This is a genomic window from Alteromonas sp. ALT199 (assembly GCF_018619335.1).
GTDB lineage: Bacteria > Pseudomonadota > Gammaproteobacteria > Enterobacterales > Alteromonadaceae > Alteromonas.
In genome coordinates, this window is record NZ_JAHHDX010000115.1 from 30,760 (window position 1) to 49,057 (window position 18,298).

An 18,298-nucleotide genomic window follows, 5' to 3' on the forward strand; every position below is an offset into this window, starting at 1 on the left:
TCTCTTGACGCAATCGGTTTGACGAGCGACACCACACCCACCTTATCAGGTATCACTTCGGCAATTCCGGGAAGTACAGTTACGCTGACCGTTACCGACAGCGATGGAAACAATCAAATTGTCACAGCTATCGTACAGGACGATGGTACATTCAGCGTGGACGTGCCAAATTCATTAGCCGATGGTGAATTTACTGTAGACGCTACTGTATTAGAACCTACGGGTAATACTGCAGATAGTTCTACCACTGGCGAAATTGATGCTACTGCCCCGACAATCACCATTAATGCGCCAGGTTCTGACAACGACACCACGCCTACCCTTTCAGGAACAACAGATGCCGCACCGGGCAGCACTGTCACGCTAACCATTACCGATAGCGCGGGTAACACACAAACTATCACAGCAATCGTTCAAGCAGACGGAACTTACAGCGCTGATGTACCTGCCGAATTAGCCGAAGGCGAATTTACGGTTAACGCAAGCGTGACCGATGAAGCAGGCAATACGGCTAGTGCTGAAGCACAGGGCGGCATCGACCTGACTGCGCCTACCATTTCGTTAAACGACCCAGGGATAAATGGCGATGCTACACCTACGCTTTCTGGTTTATCGGATGCCGTGCCCGGAAGCACCATAACACTTACCGTTACCGATAGTGCTGGTGTTACTCAAACTTTCACTACCACCGTACAAGCCGACGGTACCTTTACCGTTGAAGTTCCAAATGCTGTGGCAGAGGGTACATACAGCGTAACTGCTGAGGTGACCGATGGGGCGGGTAACACAGCGCAGGCAACAGCGAGTGGCGATTATGATTCTACGAGTCCGTCGACCACAGTAAACCAACCTGCACCATCGAACGACACTACGCCTAACGTTTCTGGTGAAACCGATGCGCCTCCAGGCAGTGAAGTCGTCATTGTTGTTACAGATAGCGAGGGTAACGAGCAGACGATAGTTACCACAGTGAGTGGAGACGGAACGTTCAATGAGGATGTGCCAGCAGATCTTAGCGAAGGAGAGTACACAGTAGATGTTACCGTAACGACCCCTGCAGGTAATAGCTCTACCACTACGGTAACAGGCGAAGTAGATACCACAGCGCCGGTGATCAGCCTTGAACCCATTGGATCAACCAATGATGATACGCCAGTGATCAGTGGAAACACTGACGCAGAACCAGGTGCGGCAGTAACACTAGATATCGTACACTCAGACGGTACTACGCAAACAATTACGGCGATAGTGCAAGAAGACGGTAGCTTTAGTGCTGAAGTTCCGCAAGCACTGGCAAACGGCGACTTCACGGTAACCGCTACTGTGTCTGATGTGGCGGGCAATACCGCTTCAACGTCAATCGATGCGGTTATCAATACCCAAGGCCCTAATGTTGTTATTGAAACCGGCTCTCCTACCAATGGTAGTGAAGGCATAGGGGGGTCGTCAGACGCACCTAATTCAGAGGTTGTGGTTGTTATCACCGATAGCGACGGCAACAGCCAGATAATAACGGGGACAACCGATGAGAATGGTAACTTCAATGTAGCATTCCCTCCTGGCTCTGAAGAGGGCGAATACGATATTGAAGTAACGGTGACTGACGAAAATGGTAATAGCTCTACTGCCACAGCCACTACCGTACTTGATACCACGCCACCAGTTGTGAATATCGACCCGCAAACGGATACTAACGACACAACACCGACTATCTCAGGTAATACAGATTTACCCGCTGGCAGCGAGGTTGCTATTACCGTGACCGATAGTCAGGGTAATACGCAGACCGTTACCGCCGTTGTTGATGAAAATGGTAATTTCAACGCTGATGTGGGTGAAGCTTTGGCGGAAGGAAGCTACGAGGTTTCTGTTGAAGCAACCGATGCTGCAGGCAATACAACTACCGCTGTCGACAACAGTGGCAATATAGACACTACCGCACCAGTACTTACTCTAAACCCACAAACCGACGGCAGTGATACTACGCCAACCATTTCTGGTCTACCGATTTACCTTCTGGTTCAACGGTAACCATTGTGGTTACCGACAGTGCGGGCAACACGCAAACTATCGATACAATCGTTAATGATAACGGTGAATTTACCGTAGACGTGCAAACGCCTCTTACTGAGGGGGAATTCACTGTAGAGGCCAGTGCTACAGACGATGCGGGCAATACAACGACCGCTACCGAAGACGGCGGCAACATCGACACCCAAGCACCGAACATTGCGCTAGAGCCTCTTGGTACAAGTAACGACCCGACACCGACGATTAGTGGTTCGACGAATTTAGAAGCAGGCAGCACGGTTACACTTACCGTTACCGATAGTGCTGGAAACAGTCAAACCTTTACTGCCACACTAGACGCGAACGGCGAATTTAGCGCAGACGTTCCTGCTGAACTCGCTGATGGTGACTACACGGTTGAAGCAACAGCCACCGATGCTGCGGGAAATAGTGCTTCAACGACACAAACTGGCACCGTGGACAGCAATGCGCCAAGCTTAACCCTTGACCCACTAGGTGATGATAACGACACCACGCCTACTATCTCGGGTACTACCGATTTACCCGCTGGCAGCACTGTCACACTGTCTGTTACCGATGCGCTTGGCAATACGCAAACATTTACGGCAACGGTAGACGGTTCTGGTAATTTCAGTGTCGATGTACCCAATCCATTAGCGGAAGGTGAATATAGCGTAACGGCTACAGCGACCGACGCGAACGGCAATACCGCAACGGCAACGGAAACTGGCGGTAATATCGATATTACATCGCCGCTGGTTAATCTAGATGCTCAAGGCAGTACTAATGATACTACGCCAATCATCTCAGGTAACACAGACCAGGCACCGGGTAGCAGTGTCGCAATCACTGTTACTGACAGTGCAGGGAATACACAGACTTTTGTTGCTGTAGTCGATAGTGACAGCACTTTCTCGGTTGATGTTCCAGCAGAGCTTGCCGACGGTGACTTTACCGTTACCGCCACGGTCACTGACGATGCGGGCAACCAAGATTCTGCATCAACTCAAGGCAATATTGATACTGCGGCACCAACGCTATCGCTTGATCCACAAGATGTGGGCAACGATACTACACCGCTTATTAGCGGAACGACAGATTTACCACAAGGCAGCACGGTAACAATAGTGGTCACTGATAGCTTAGGTAATCAGCAAACTATTGAAGCCGTTGTAGATGGAAATGGAGGCTTTAGCGCTGAAGTACCTAGCGCATTGGCAGAAGGTAACTACTCCGTTACAGCAACCGCTGCCGATGAAAATGGAAATACCGCTAGCGTGACAGAAAACGGCGGCATTGTAGATACAACCGCACCATCGTTATCTTTAAATCCAGTGGGTTCTGGCAACGATACCACACCGACTCTATCAGGCAGCACAGATTTGCCTGAAGGAAGTGTTGTCTCGCTAACGGTCGTAGATAGCGCTGGTAACACACAAACTATCAACACCTTGGTTGATGCCAACGGCAACTTCTCTGTCGATGTACCGCAAGAACTTGCTGATGGAAACTTTACAGCTACTGCCACGGTAGAAGACGCTGCAGGTAATGAGGCGACAGACAGCACAACAGGCAACATTAATACTAGTGCTCCTACATTAGTGCTAGATGGACAAGGCGAAACGAATGACAGTACACCCGCTATTTCAGGTACCACCAACTTGCCTGAAGGAAGCACGGTTACCTTAACCGTAACGGATAGCACAGGTAACACGCAAACGATTACCGCGACAGTAGGTGCAGACGGTGCATTTAGTGCAGATGTTACCACCCCACTCGCTGATGGCGCTTACACCGTTACTGCTAGCGCAACTGACGGCGATGGCAACACGACAACAGTAACCGACAATGGTGGCATTGTAGATACCACCGCGCCTACGCTTACCCTAGAAAACCCTGGCAGCACGGGTGACACCACGCCTACGCTTGCAGGCACGACAGACCTTCCTCAAGGAAGCACGGTTACACTTGTCGTAACAGATAGCGCTGGAAACACGCAAACTGTCAATGCTTTGGTCGATGCAGATGGTAGCTTTAGTGTCGATGTGCCAAACGCACTAGCTGACGGCGACTTTACTGTGACTGCCAGTGCAACCGACAGTGCAGGCAATACCGCAAATGCTAATACAACAGGTAATGTAGATAGCCAAGCGCCATTGTTAACCCTTGACACGCAAGGCGCTACCAGCGACGTAACTCCTACTATCTCAGGTACTACTGATGTTGCTCCCGGCACATTGGTTACCATTACTGTAGTCGATGCCAATGGTGACTCGCAAAGCTTCCAGGCAGCCGTGCAAGCAGATGGAACATTCAGTGCGGACGTGCCTAATGCACTGGCCGAGGGCGACTTCACCGTTTCGGCAACAGTAAGTGACGCGCAAGGCAACACCGCGACGGCAAACGAGGCCAATGGAACAATTGATACACAAGCGCCTACTGTTACCGTTAATCCGTTAGATTCAGGTAATGACACTACGCCGATTATTTCAGGTAACACAGATTTACCCGAAGGTGCTGTCGTGTTGATCACCGTAACCGACAGCAATGGCGACACCCAAACCATCAACGCATTAGTTGATGCAGATGGCAACTTCTCTACAGAGGTATTGTCTCCACTGCCAGAAGGCGACTACAGCGTCGAAGTTACTGCAACAGATGATGCAGGTAATTCAACAACCGCAACTGAAGACAATGGCAATGTTGACACCACCGCCCCTGTTCTTACCCTAAATCCGCAAGGTACTGGTAACGATGAAACGCCTAACATAACGGGCAGCACTGATTTGGCGCCGGGAAGTACAGTAACGTTAACTGTCACAGATAGCGCAGGCAATACACAAACCTTTGACGCCACAGTGGACGCGAATGGTGACTTCAGCGCGGATGTGCCAAATGCCATGCCCGATGGCAGCTATACCGTAACCGCAAGCGCTACAGATGAAGCAGGAAATACAACAACCTCAACCGATACTGGTGTCCTAGATACTAGCGCTCCTGCGCTAACGCTAGATGCACAAATCACAGTAAGCGATACTACCCCAACCATTACGGGTACTACTGACCTACCCGCGGGTTCAACCGTGACGCTTTTTGTCACTGACAGTGCAGGCAGCGCGCAAATCTTTACAGCACTTGTTGATGCAGACGGTAACTTTAGTGCTGATGTTCCCGCGCCTCTTGCCGAGGGTGATTACTCAGTAACGGCTACCGCTACAGACAGCAACGGAAATAGTGCATCTGTCACCGACAATAACGGTATCGTCGATACTGTCGCCCCCGTTATTTCACTAGATGCGCTGGGGTCAAATAACGATACTACGCCTACCATTTCAGGCTCTACGGACTTAGCAGCGGGTGAGAGCGCAACGCTTTCAATTACCGACAACGCTGGCAATACCCAAACTGTCACCGCAACGGTTGACGCAAACGGCAACTTTACTGTGGATGTGCCAGCTGCGCTCGCAGAAGGTGACTATACGGTTACCGCAACGGCCACCGACGATGCTGGCAACAGTGCGTCGGCCAATGCAACAGGCACAATAGACACCACAGCGCCTGCCCTAACCTTAGACCCTCAAGGGTTAGGCAACGATACAACGCCAACCATTTCGGGAAGTACAGATCTAGCCGAAGGTAGCGTGATCTCCTTGGTTATCACAGATAGTGCAGGCAACATTCAAACGATTACAGCAACAGTTGACGCTGCAGGAAACTTTACGGTTGATATACCCGCGGCACTTGCTGAGGGCTCGTACAGTGTTGAAGCTACCGCCACTGATGAAGCAGGCAACAGCACGTCGGTTCTCGATAATTCAGGCGTAATCGACATCACGCCACCTGAGCTAAATCTTGAAGAATTAGCGCCAGAGAATAACCTGACGCCAACTATTTCTGGCACCACAAACCTTCCAGCTGGCGCCATTGTCACACTAACGGTGGTCGACAGTGCGGGTAACACGCAAACCTTTGCTGCAACGGTACAAACCGACGGCAGTTTTGCCGCCAACGTACCTTCGCCACTAGCTGAAGGTGACTATACGGTTACCGCAACCGCTCAAGACACGGCTGGCAACCAAAGTTCTGATTCTGAAACGGGTGGCAGCGTAGATACCACAGCACCTATTATCACTCTGGATCCGCTTGGCACAGGTAACGATAACACGCCTACTATTAGCGGAAGTACCGACCTAGCCGCAGGAAGTACAGTAACGATTACAGTAACTGACAGTGTTGGCACTGAGCAGACGTTTACTACAACTGTTGATGCTAATGGCGACTTTAGTGCGGATGTGCCTAATCCTTTGGCAGACGGAAACTTCGACGTTACTGCAACGGCGACTGATGCTGCAGGCAATACTGCTACAGATACAGTGAGTGGCGACATAAACTCTGCCGCGCCTACACTATCGTTAGATCCTCTTGGGTCGGGCAACGACACGACGCCGACTATTTCAGGTAACACCGACTTAGCGCCAGGTAGCACTGTCACGCTAACTGTGACCGACAGTGCTGGAAACACACAAACATTCAGTGCCATAGTGCAAGGCGATGGAAGCTTTGCGGCTGATGTCCCTGCGAGCTTACCTGAAGGTGACTATTCTGTTACTGCCACCGCCACAGACGGCGCTGGCAACAGTGCATCGGTAACCGAAAATGGCGGTAACATCGATACTACAGCTCCATCGATAACCATCGATACACAAGGGCTTGGCAATGATGCAACGCCGTCTATCTCTGGCACCACAGATCTCAATGCTGGCAATACGGTAAGCATAAGCGTGACAGACAACGCTGGAAATACTCAAACATTCACGGCAACCGTTCAAAACGATGGTACTTACAGTGCTGATGTGCCTGCCGATTTAGCTGAAGGCAGTTTCAGCGTGACCGTCACTGCGACTGACGATGCGGGTAATGCTGCAACGGCAATAGATAACAACGGCGTCATAGATACAGCAGCCCCTACCGTAACGTTAGACGCACAAGGCCTAACCAACGATGCTACACCGACTATATCGGGAACCACCGACTTGGCTGCGGGCAACACTGTAAGCATTAGCGTGACTGACAGCCAGGGCAATACGCAAACTTTCACTGCCACCGTTCAAGTGAACGGTAGCTTTAGCGCTGATATGCCAGCTGACCTTGCAGAAGGCGATTACACAGTAGAAGTGACGGTGACTGATGATGCAGGTAATCAAAACACAGCGGTTGATAACGAGGGTACAGTTGACACCACACCGCCTGTTATTAACCTTGACCCAGTGACCAGCGGCAATGACGCCACGCCAATATTAAGTGGTACTACCGACTTGCCTGAGGGAACAACAATTACACTGGTTGTCACCGATGCAGGCGGTAATGTACAGAATCTTACTGCTACGGTGGATGCGGGTGGCACTTTCTCAGTTGAAGTACCCAGTGCGCTTGTTGATGGCGATTACGACGTAACAGCCAGTGCGAGCGATGCTGCAGGCAATAGCACGACAGTGACGGATAGCGGAAATATTAACACGAGCGCCCCGGACATTACGCTAGATTCCCTTGGCCAGACAAACGACGCTACGCCTCTTATTTCTGGAACAACTAACGCGTCAGTTGGTGCCGTTGTCACTTTAACAGTGACAGATAGTGCTGGAGCAGTTCAAACCTTTACTGCAACAGTACAAGGAGATGGCACCTTCAGCGCTAACGTACCGTCAAACTTGGCCGAAGGTAGCTACACAGTTGTCGCAGAAGTAACTGACGGTGCCGGAAATACAGGCTCTGACTCTGAAACTGGCGGCGTAGTAGATACCACATCACCGGCTATTGATGTGGCAGAGCAAGGTATTGGCAATGATGCGACGCCAACCATTAGCGGCACGACTGACCAGCCAGCTGGTAGCACGGTTTCCATTTCCGTCACCGATAACGCTGGCAATATACAAAACTTATCAGCAATCGTACAAAGCGACGGTTCCTTTAGTGTAGAGGTGCCTGCCGATTTGTCGGAGGGTAACTACACGGTTGAGGCTTCGGTTGTAGACGAAGCTGGCAATACAGCATCAGACGCTGAAAGCGGCGTAATCGATACAATTTCACCTGTTATTACGCTGGACGACCCAGGTACAATTAGCGACTCAACCCCAAGCATTAGCGGCACCGTTGATTTACCGCAAGGTTCTACAGTGCAGATAACAGTTGTTGATAGTGCGGGTAATACCCAGGTATTCTCTGCGTTGGTTGCCGCGGGCGGCGTATTCTCTGCCGACGTACCAGCGGCGATGGCTGAAGGAAACTTCACTGTATCTGCAACCGCCACTGATACAGCAGGTAACAGTACAACCGATAACGAAGCAGGCGTAGTTGATACGCTTGTACCTACACTTACTATAAATGTTGCCGATACCACTAACGACGCGACGCCACTCATTACCGGTACAACCGATGAACCAGCAGGCTCTGTGGTCACCATTTTGGTAACCGATAGTGCTGGTGCAACCCAGACCTTAAGTGCAGTGGTACAGAGTGATGGCACTTTCTCTATATCCCCGGGTACCGATTTAGCTGAAGGCGACTTCACGATAAGCGCTAGCGTCAGTGATGAGGCAGGTAATACAGCGACAGCAAATGATACAGGAAGCGTAGATACTACAGCTCCATCTCTAACCTTAACACCACTTGAGGAAGGCAATGACACAACCCCGACTCTGTCTGGTAGCACTAACCTAGAGCAAGGCAGTGAAGTTACTCTTGTGGTAACCGACAGCGCAGGAAATGTACAAACCATCACAGCTACAGTTGATGTAAATGGAAACTTTACAGTGGATGTGCCTGCGCCTTTGGCTGAAGGTGCATACAGTGTAGAAGCCACGGCGAGTGATGAAGCGGGTAATAGTACTACCGTCGTAGACAATACAGGCGTTATTGATACGACAGCCCCTACTCTATTGTTAGATACACTAGCCCCAGACAGTGACACTACACCTACAATATCAGGGAATACTGACCTGCCTGCAGGTGCTACGGTAACGATTACGGTTACAGATAACGCAGGTGTAAGCCAAACCTTCGATGCAACCGTTCAGGGAGACGGCAGTTTCTCGGCCGATGTGCCTAACCCAGTGGCTGAAGGAGGCTATACCGTCACAGCGGTTGCCCAAGACCCAGCCAGCAATGAGACTATTGCCACTGAAACGAACGGTAGCGTAGACACTACCGCGCCGACTATCAACTTAGATGCACAAGGCACAGGTAATGATACTACGCCAACCATCACCGGTAGCACCGATTTAAGCCCAGGTAGTTCAGTGACCATAACCGTCACCGACAGCGCAGGAGTAGAACAAACATTTACGGCTATTGTCGATAGCAACGGTGACTTCAGCGCCGACGTGCCCAATGCAATGGCAGACGGAAACTTCGATGTTACTGCTACCGCCACTGATGCTGCTCGAAACTCAGCGTCTGATACTACCAGCGGCAATATCAATACAGCCGTGCCAAACCTAGCCTTGGACTCGCTTGGTACAGGAAACGACACAACACCGACCATTTCCGGTACTACAGATATTGCGCCAGGCAGCACCGTATCCATCAGCGTTACCGATAGTGCAGGAAACACCCAAACATTTGGCGCCATTGTTCAAGCCAACGGTACCTACTCTGTAGATGTGCCAGCAGCCTTATCTGAAGGTAATTATTCTGTCACTGCAACTGCCACTGATGCCTCGGGCAATACGGCAACCGCAAACGAAAATGGTGGAATTATCGATACTACTGCGCCTGCTGCACCTACTGTTGATGCGGGCAATGGTACTGAAATTACCGGTACTGCCGAAGCAGGAGCTGTCGTAAACGTAGACGTTGACGGTGACGGCACACCTGATTTCACGGTGACTGCTGATAACGATGGTAACTGGTCAGTAACACCCTCTTCACCGCTAGCAGATGGCGTGGTTGTAACGGCAACAGCTACCGATGAAGCAGGTAATGTCAGTGCACCAGCGTCTGATACGGTAGACGCTGTTGCGCCAATTGTTGACTTTAACGATCTAACGACTAACGACACCACGCCTGCACTTACCGGTTCGGTGGACGACCCAACCGCCATTGTGGTCGTTACCATTAACGGTACAGACTATACCGCTACAAACAATGGTGATGGCAGCTGGACACTGACTGACGATGCGGTATCGGCTCTTGCTGAAGGTACCTATATCGCAACGGTTACTGCCACTGATGCCGATGGCAATGTGGGTTCAAATTCAGGAACGGTAGTTATTGATACTACACCACCTGCGATACCTACTGTGGATGCGGGCAACGGCACAGAAATTACCGGTACCGCTGAAGCAGGCGCAACCGTAAATGTGGACGTGGATGGCGACGGCACGCCAGACTTCACCGTAATCGCTGATGGCGACGGCAATTGGAGCGTGACGCCTGATACACCGCTGGCCGATGGCGTGGTTGTAACGGCAACGGCCACTGATGAAGCAGGCAATGTCAGTGCGCCAGCGTCGGATACGGTAGATGCTGTTGCGCCAGTCGTTTCAATCAATGATTTAACCACTAATGACGCTACACCAGAGCTAACGGGAACGGTTGACGATCTAAGCGCTATCGTAGTAGTGACCATTGATGGCGTGGACTACACCGCAACTAACAATGGCGATGGAAGTTGGACCCTGGCTGACGATGCAGTGGCTACACTTGCAGATGGTAGCTATACCGCTACGGTTACTGCCACTGATGCCGATGGCAATGTGGGTTCAAATTCAGGAACGGTAGTTATTGATACTACACCACCTGCAATCCCTACTGTAGATGCTGGCAATGGCACCGAAATTACTGGTACCGCCGAAGCAGGGGCAACAGTAAATGTGGACGTGGATGGCGACGGCACGCCAGACTTCACCGTCACAGCAGATGGCGACGGCAATTGGAGCGTGACGCCTGATACACCGCTTGCCGATGGCGTAATTGTGACCGTAACGGCAACTGACGCAGCGGGCAACATTAGTAACCCCGCCTCAGATACGGTTGACGCAGTGGCTCCAACCGTCACCTTTGATGATTTAACCACCAACGATACAACCCCTGCGCTGACAGGCACAGTGGACGATGGTAACGCTACGGTAGTCGTTACCATCAACGGTATAGATTACCCCGCCACTAATAACGGTAACGGTACTTGGACACTGACTGACGATGAAGTCACTGCCCTCGCCGAAGGTACTTATACAGCCACGGTAACAGCCACAGATCCTGACGGTAACACTGCCACCAACACAGGCACGGTTATCGTTGATACCACGGCACCAGCAATACCTACTGTTGATGCAGGCAACGGCACTGAAATTACCGGCACAGCCGAAGCGGGCGCAACGGTAAATGTGGATGTAAACGGAGACGGCACGCCAGATTTCACCGTAATCGCTGATGGCGACGGCAATTGGAGCGTGACGCCTGATACACCAATAGCAGATGGAGTTGTAGTAACGGCAACAGCTACTGATGAAGCGGGTAACACCAGTGGGCCTGCATCTGACACGGTAGACGCCGTGGCACCTGTCGTAACCATCAATGATATAACGACCAACGACACTACGCCTGCGCTAACAGGTACGGTTGATGACCCAACGGCTACTGTAGTAGTCACCATCGACGGCGTTGACTACACCGCTATAAATAATGGCGACGGTACGTGGGCACTAGCTGATGACGTAGTCGCTACACTCGCCGAAGGTAGTTACCCAACATCTGTTACTGCAACTGACGATGCGGGTAATACCGATACCGACACTGGTACTATAGTAATTGATACCACCGCGCCTACCGTTGCAATAAACGATTTAACCACCAACGACACCACACCAGAACTTACCGGTACGGTGAACGATCCGAATGCGGTTGTGGTGGTGACGATTGATGGCAATGATTACACCGCTACCAACAATGGTGATGGCACGTGGACGTTGGCTGACAATGCAGTTGCTACGCTATCAGAAGGCAGCTACCCAACTTCGGTAAGCGCTACAGACGCCGCGGGTAACACGGTGACCAACACAGGTACAGTAATAATTGATACCACCGCGCCTACGGTAGGTATTGACGATCTAACTACCAACGACACCACGCCTGAGCTTACCGGGACGGTGAACGACCCCAATGCAGTTGTGGTGGTAACGATTGATGGCAATGATTACACCGCTACCAACAATGGTGATGGAACATGGACACTAACTGACAACGCAGTTGCTACGCTTGCAGAAGGCAGCTACCCAACTTCGGTAAGCGCTACAGACGCCGCGGGCAACACTGTCACCAACACAGGTACAGTAATAATTGATACCACCGCGCCTACGGTAGGTATTGACGATCTAACTACCAACGACACCACGCCTGAGCTTACTGGGACGGTGAACGACCCCAATGCAGTTGTGGTAGTGACCATTGACGGTAATGATTACACCGCTACCAACAACGGCAACGGCACGTGGACACTGGCTGATAATATCGTCGCCCTGCTTGCTGAAGGCAATTACACGGCAACGGTAACCGCCACAGATGCGGTAGGCAATCTTGCGACTGATACAGGTACAGTTGTTATCGATACCAGTATTGATGAAAACAATAATGGTCAAACGGTAACGTTCGACAGTATCTCAAACGACTCTGGGGTGGCTGGAGACTTTGTAACCAGTGACAGCACGCTTATCTTTAATGGAACGGTTGACCTTGGTGACAATACTACCCTAACCGTTACCGTCGATGGTACGTCCTATACCTTTGGCACTGCCCCTGAACTTACCATTGATGGCAGCGGTAATTGGAGCCTTGATTTAACAGGCACAACGCTACCAGCAGGTACCTACGCGGTGGTGGCAACAGTTACAGACGAAGCAGGTAACTCGGCAAGCACAGCAAGTCAAAATGTTGTTGTACAGGCTCTTGATGCTATAAACGACGGTAACACCGTTGATATGGGCGAACCTGTGGTCACGGTCAACCCACCGGAAACTACTAGCAACGTAGATGTTATCGGCTTAGCAGAGTCTACAGGCGGAGTTGATGCAAGTGCATCCTTTACCGTTTCTCCTAACCATGTCGGTGAAGTGCTAGTAGAAGTCGACCAAATAGCTCTGGTTGCTGTTGCCGATGCCTACATTGTTGAAGTGTATGACGAGAGCGGACAACTTGTTTACAAAGGAGTAAGCGCAAACTCACAACTTGCCGATATCGGTGGCCTAGACATTTTTGATGTTACCGGCGACGAGACCATTTCGTTCACGTTGGTAGGCCTTGATGCTGGCAACTACAGTGTGGTGGTCCGCAATGATGAGAACTTACTTGAAGACTTGTTAGACAACGACAATAGTAACGATGTTAACCTTCAAGAACTTGGTTCAGCTGGCGTTGTACTTGGGCCGGACAATCAAGCTGTCGTCCTTAATACTATTGAAACAACGTTAAATACCGGCGTTTTAGGAGTTCCAATTGGTACGGTTGGTACGCAAGTAAGGGGAGTACTAGAAACACTTCTGGAAGCTACCACAGTAATTGGCGCGGGCCAGCTTGTTAATTTGCTTACCGCGCCTCTTGATGCAATTGGTTTAACCGGCTTCCTTGATGACATTCTAAGTGTCATTGCCGATGCATTGCTCAGCAATACATTAACCTTATTGCAAGACACTGATATCACCACCACATTAACCGAATACACCTATACGGGTGATTTGGTGGCCCAAGGCAACCTAATCGACGGTGATATTAGCGGCGTAGGTGCTGACACTATCTTAGACGGTGCCCAAGTAACGCTTGTTACCAACGCCTCTGGTGATAGTGTGGCTGTTCCTGCTACTGGTACCGTTACTATTCAAGGTAACTATGGCGTACTGGAAATTGCTGCAGACGGCACATACACCTATACCGCCGATGGTGACCGTAGTGCAATTGGCCAGGACGAAGTGTTTAATTACACTCTATCAGATGGTGAAACTTCTGATATTGCGGCACTTACCATCAACATATCTGGCAGCGACTTCCCGCCAGTAGTAGCCCAAACCGATAACAATGACATGGAGTTGGGCGCACAAACGGCCATTGTGAATGCACCAGTTAGCGACAGTGACTTCCAAGTGCTTGGCTTAACCGAAGGCTCACCAGCAGCGGGCTCGCCAGAGGCTAGCACCACACTTACCGTTGATGCTGGTTTCTTTGGCGAAGTGGTTGTAGAGGTCAGTCAAACCGCGCTGGTGGCGGTTGCCGATTCGTATCGTATCGATATTGTTGATTCAGATGGCAATGTGGTTGCCACCGCTATGACGCCAGATAATCCGTTGATAGGTGATGTGGCTGGCGTAAACCTAATCGGAGTAACCGGTGACGATACGCTGGTTGCGAAATTCTCTGGGCTACCTGCCGGTGATTACACCGTGGTTGTACGCAATGATGAAAGTGCCCTTGAGACACTATTCGATCAAAATAGCGACGGCTCGATTACGCTAACAGAGTTAGGTGATGGTGGCGTAGTGCTTGGTGAAGAAAACCAAGAAGTGGTACTAACTGCCCTTGAGGACACACTAAATGGCACTAACGCGAGTATATTAAACGGGCTTGGTTTGGGTACAGTTGTGCGAAACCTTGTACTTGAGCCAGCCTTAAGCACCGCAGATACTATCGGCGCCGGTGATTTAGTGAGTACCATTACTACAGGACTTAACTTATTAGGATTAGGCGCACTGGTAGATACCGTATTAGATGCTGTCGCAGCGGCACTGCTAAGTAATACGCTTACCTTACTTCAGTTTACCGATATAACTTCAACACTCACTGAATATGCGTTTGAAGGTAGCACGACAACATCGGGGAATGTTATCGATGCCGCTAATACGGGCGACGTAACGGACAGCATTGCCGAGGGCGGTGTAGTGACGCAAGTTACCCATACAAACGGCGAGTCGGTGACCGTATTGGGCACTGGGCTATCGGGCATTACTATTGAAGGTGACTATGGTGACCTCACCATCTTTGAAGACGGCAGTTACACCTATGTAGCCAACGGCGTGCGCGACGGCTTAGGCAATACAGATAGCTTCAGCTACACCATTTCAGATGGCACTAACACATCTACCGCAAACTTAAATTTCAATTTATCAGGGCAAGGGGTATCTGCAGACTCGGCCCGTGCTGAATTAACTTATGACTTCGCTACTGATGCAGGCCTTAACGAAACTGATGCGCTTTCTCATGGATATTTATTGGGGCTAGGTGGCAGCTTTAACGATACCAGCAATACATTTGCCGTAGCGACAAATACAACTCAAGATATTACGTTAAACGTTGATAATGGCAGTTTGCTGTCACTGGTTTCAAGCCTTACTGTTACCGTAGAGAAGTTTGAAAACGGTGCATGGGAAGCGTACAGAGTGTTCCCTAACGGCGAGCTAGTTAGCTTATTAGGCATTGATGGCGATACCGTCCTCACTGTTGACGGATTAACTGAAGGTTTGTACCGCCTGTCGATGAGCGGTACGACTGGCGTTGGCATAGCCGGTAGTATTAGTGTAGACCTATCCTCTACCATCAACTATCTTGACCAGTTTGAAGTTAGCGGCGTACAAACCGCCACAGGCAACCTGTTCGAAAACGATGTTCTGTTTGGCCCAACATACGACGTAACCGTATCTACTGATGGAGCAACCTTCCAAGACGCCACTGGCGGTATTACGTTAGTGGGTGATTATGGCACGCTGCAAATTGATGAAACTGGCGCTTACACTTATACCCCGGATAACACGCAAGCCGTATTTGGTGGGACCTTAACGGATACCTTTACTTACCGTATTGAATACCCAGACGGAACTATCGAACAGGCAGAGTTTAACGTGTTTGTGACGGCATCTGGAGAAGGTGTACCTGAAGTAGTGACGACCACTTCATCTGAATCTGTAAGCGCGTCTGATAGCAGCGGCACCGTGGTTACTGACGAGCCTACAGCACCTGACATGATTGACCTGACAGGGCAAACGCTGCAAACAGTCGACCTAAATGCTCAAACTCAATTGGTAACGCCAGAAAACGAGCCGGCTGCCCCGCCTATTAGCTCTGAGCCTGTCGAGAGCGTTGAACCTATTGAGAGTACGCCTGACATCATTACGCTTCCTGAAGAAGAGGTTAGCACGCTTGGCACCAATGTGGGCGATGGTTTTGGCGGTGGCGACACTATCGACCTGTCTGGCACTAAGCTTGATACGGTTGATATTGGCGGTCCTGTGACCACCGCGCCGGACGAGAGTACAAGCCCGCTTTCGCCTGAGCTTTCCACACCAGAAAGTACAGCGCCACAACCCATAACCTCTGGCACAATACCAGAAGACACAATCACCCTTCCAGAAGACGGCGATATTGTCACCGCCGGTCCGGTTACAGAAGTCACAGTCGATATGGTAGATATAGATCTTCCACCGGAAGATTTAATTCTGCCTTCAACTGAGCCTACATCCACTGATTCGGGCAACGAAAATACGTCATCTGATACTGGTAGTGAATTAGTGGGCGATACGTCGAAAGAAGGTAGCGCTGATGTTACAACAGCTTCTCCGACAGAGTCTGAAGTGCTGAAGACAGCGATAGATAAACTTCCACCAACGGATATCTAGTTTGGTCATGAAGTCAGCCTTAAGCCCTCGTATATAACGGGGGCTTTTTTATTGCGTGCCTAGTATCACAAGATATTTAACAAGGGATCTAACAAGATATTTTAGCCCCATAAGCGCGGCGTTACAAAACACTACACCTTGTTGATTAATCTAAGGGTTTCGTATTTTCTGGAACTACGTATAATAAAGCTTCCTACGCATTAGGTCCCCATAGTTTAATGGATAAAACAAGGCCCTCCTAAGGCTTAGATGTTGGTTCGATTCCAGCTGGGGACGCCATTTTGGCTGTCTTAAACCAAAAATAAAGTAAACCTTCCTATACATTTCACTCCCCTATTATCATGTTTATTTCCTCTACTTTGGTTGTAATTTAATCGAATTGCGCAATACTCTTCTAAACAGGAGAGTACAATGACGTTCGATTCGTCCCCCCAAGAAGAAACTGGCGATGATGTTGAAACACCGAGAGATTCAACATTTACCGAAGAGGAATGGTTTGCCATAGAGGCACTATCTGAGCCCGGTGCCATCTTCTAAACGATGAAATCTCAAAATTAATCCCCACTTTTATAGCCGTTGCCTAGTTTAAGCGTCGTCTTTCTGCGCGTTTAGCTTTCTAATAAGTACACTTCGCATAGACCATCACGCACAAAGTAACGTATAAATAATAAGTAGTTAATACGGGGAATAGTATGAGCCAATTTGAAAACGACGATATCGATTCGTTTTTTGCTGAAATGCAAGATGTAAAACCAATCGCTTCAGATGATAAGGCTTTATTACACGATCCTGAAAAGGCGCTCGCCGAAAAGCAAAAACGGGCTGCCTTGAAGGTAAGTGTTCGCGACAAGCTTGCTAACCCGTTAAGCATGGAAGGTGTAAAGCCGGTGCCACCTGATGATTTTATACATTATCAACAACCGGGGATCCAAGACGGCGTATTTAAAAAGCTCCGCCTTGGCAAATATCCGTTGGAAACCAATGTCACATTATCAGGAAAAACCCTAGAACAAAGCCGCGACCTAATTTATAGCACCATTAAATCAAGTCACGAACGTGGGGTTCGTGCCCTGCTCATAAAACATGGAACGGGTGAAAATAGTAAGCCATTTCCTGCGCTGAAAAAAAGCTACGTAAATCATTGGCTACGTGAACTTGATGAGGTAATTGCCTATCATACAGCCCAACCTATGCACGGCGGATTTGGCGCCACCTATGTGTTGCTGAAAAAGCACCCTCAGCAAAAACTAATAAACAGAGAAAAAAATAAGAAAGGATAAAGTGAGAGCTAACTTTTGCGGACTACGGCAGAGCATTGGGTTCGTCTCGTTTTAAGCTTTTTTATAAAACACAATACACAAAAAACTTTTTAATAGCCCCAATGATTAACGCCCGTAGCAGTTGACCTGCTACGGGCGTTAGAATTTTTCTTTCAGACTACTTAACTGAAGACTGCACACTTAGCGTTGTTGGAGCTTCGGCAGATTTCGCAGATGTGCTAAAAACAGCAGTTACGAACATCAGCACTACAGCTACAGCCACTCCGGTTAAGCCAAACCCTTTTGAAGAACGATTCATTGGTCGTCTCTTATTATTAAAACCAGTAAGCCATTGCT

3 protein-coding genes, 1 tRNA gene and 1 pseudogene are annotated in these 18,298 nt (G+C 49.7%); 4 read left to right on the forward strand and 1 reads right to left on the reverse strand.

Translation table 11 applies throughout. The features are described 5' to 3' along the window. Positions 1 to 21: 21 nt before the first annotated feature. The 4 genes and pseudogenes from KL866_RS12295 to smrA all read left to right on the forward strand — a co-directional run. Positions 22 to 16,682 (forward strand): annotated as a pseudogene (locus tag KL866_RS12295) (beta strand repeat-containing protein); the annotation flags it as partial. A 204-nt stretch (positions 16,683 to 16,886) separates the two neighbouring features. After that, a tRNA-Arg gene (locus KL866_RS12300) sits at positions 16,887 to 16,961 on the forward strand. Between the two features lie 132 nt (positions 16,962 to 17,093). Further along, complete coding sequence (locus KL866_RS20495; protein WP_285801327.1) at positions 17,094 to 17,219, forward strand: hypothetical protein; 126 nt, start codon at positions 17,094 to 17,096, stop codon at positions 17,217 to 17,219. A gap of 155 nt (positions 17,220 to 17,374) precedes the next feature. Continuing rightward, on the forward strand, positions 17,375 to 17,962 hold the full coding sequence (smrA, locus tag KL866_RS12305; RefSeq protein WP_025254311.1) for a DNA endonuclease SmrA: 588 nt from the start codon (positions 17,375 to 17,377) through the stop codon (positions 17,960 to 17,962). Positions 17,963 to 18,119: 157 nt separating this feature from the next. On the opposite strand, the gene KL866_RS12310 is transcribed toward smrA, so the two are convergent. Beyond that, positions 18,120 to 18,260, reverse strand: coding sequence for a hypothetical protein (locus KL866_RS12310; RefSeq protein WP_162889815.1), 141 nt, complete (start codon positions 18,258 to 18,260; stop codon positions 18,120 to 18,122). Positions 18,261 to 18,298: the final 38 nt, after the last annotated feature.

Bases quoted from the DNA above. Each gene is read 5' to 3' on its own strand.
- KL866_RS20495 (WP_285801327.1), top strand. From the start codon at position 17,094: ATGACGTTCGATTCGTCCCCCCAAGAAGAAACTGGCGATGATGTTGAA.
- smrA (WP_025254311.1), top strand. From the start codon at position 17,375: ATGAGCCAATTTGAAAACGACGATATCGATTCGTTTTTTGCTGAAATG.
- KL866_RS12310 (WP_162889815.1), bottom strand. From the start codon at position 18,260: ATGAATCGTTCTTCAAAAGGGTTTGGCTTAACCGGAGTGGCTGTAGCT.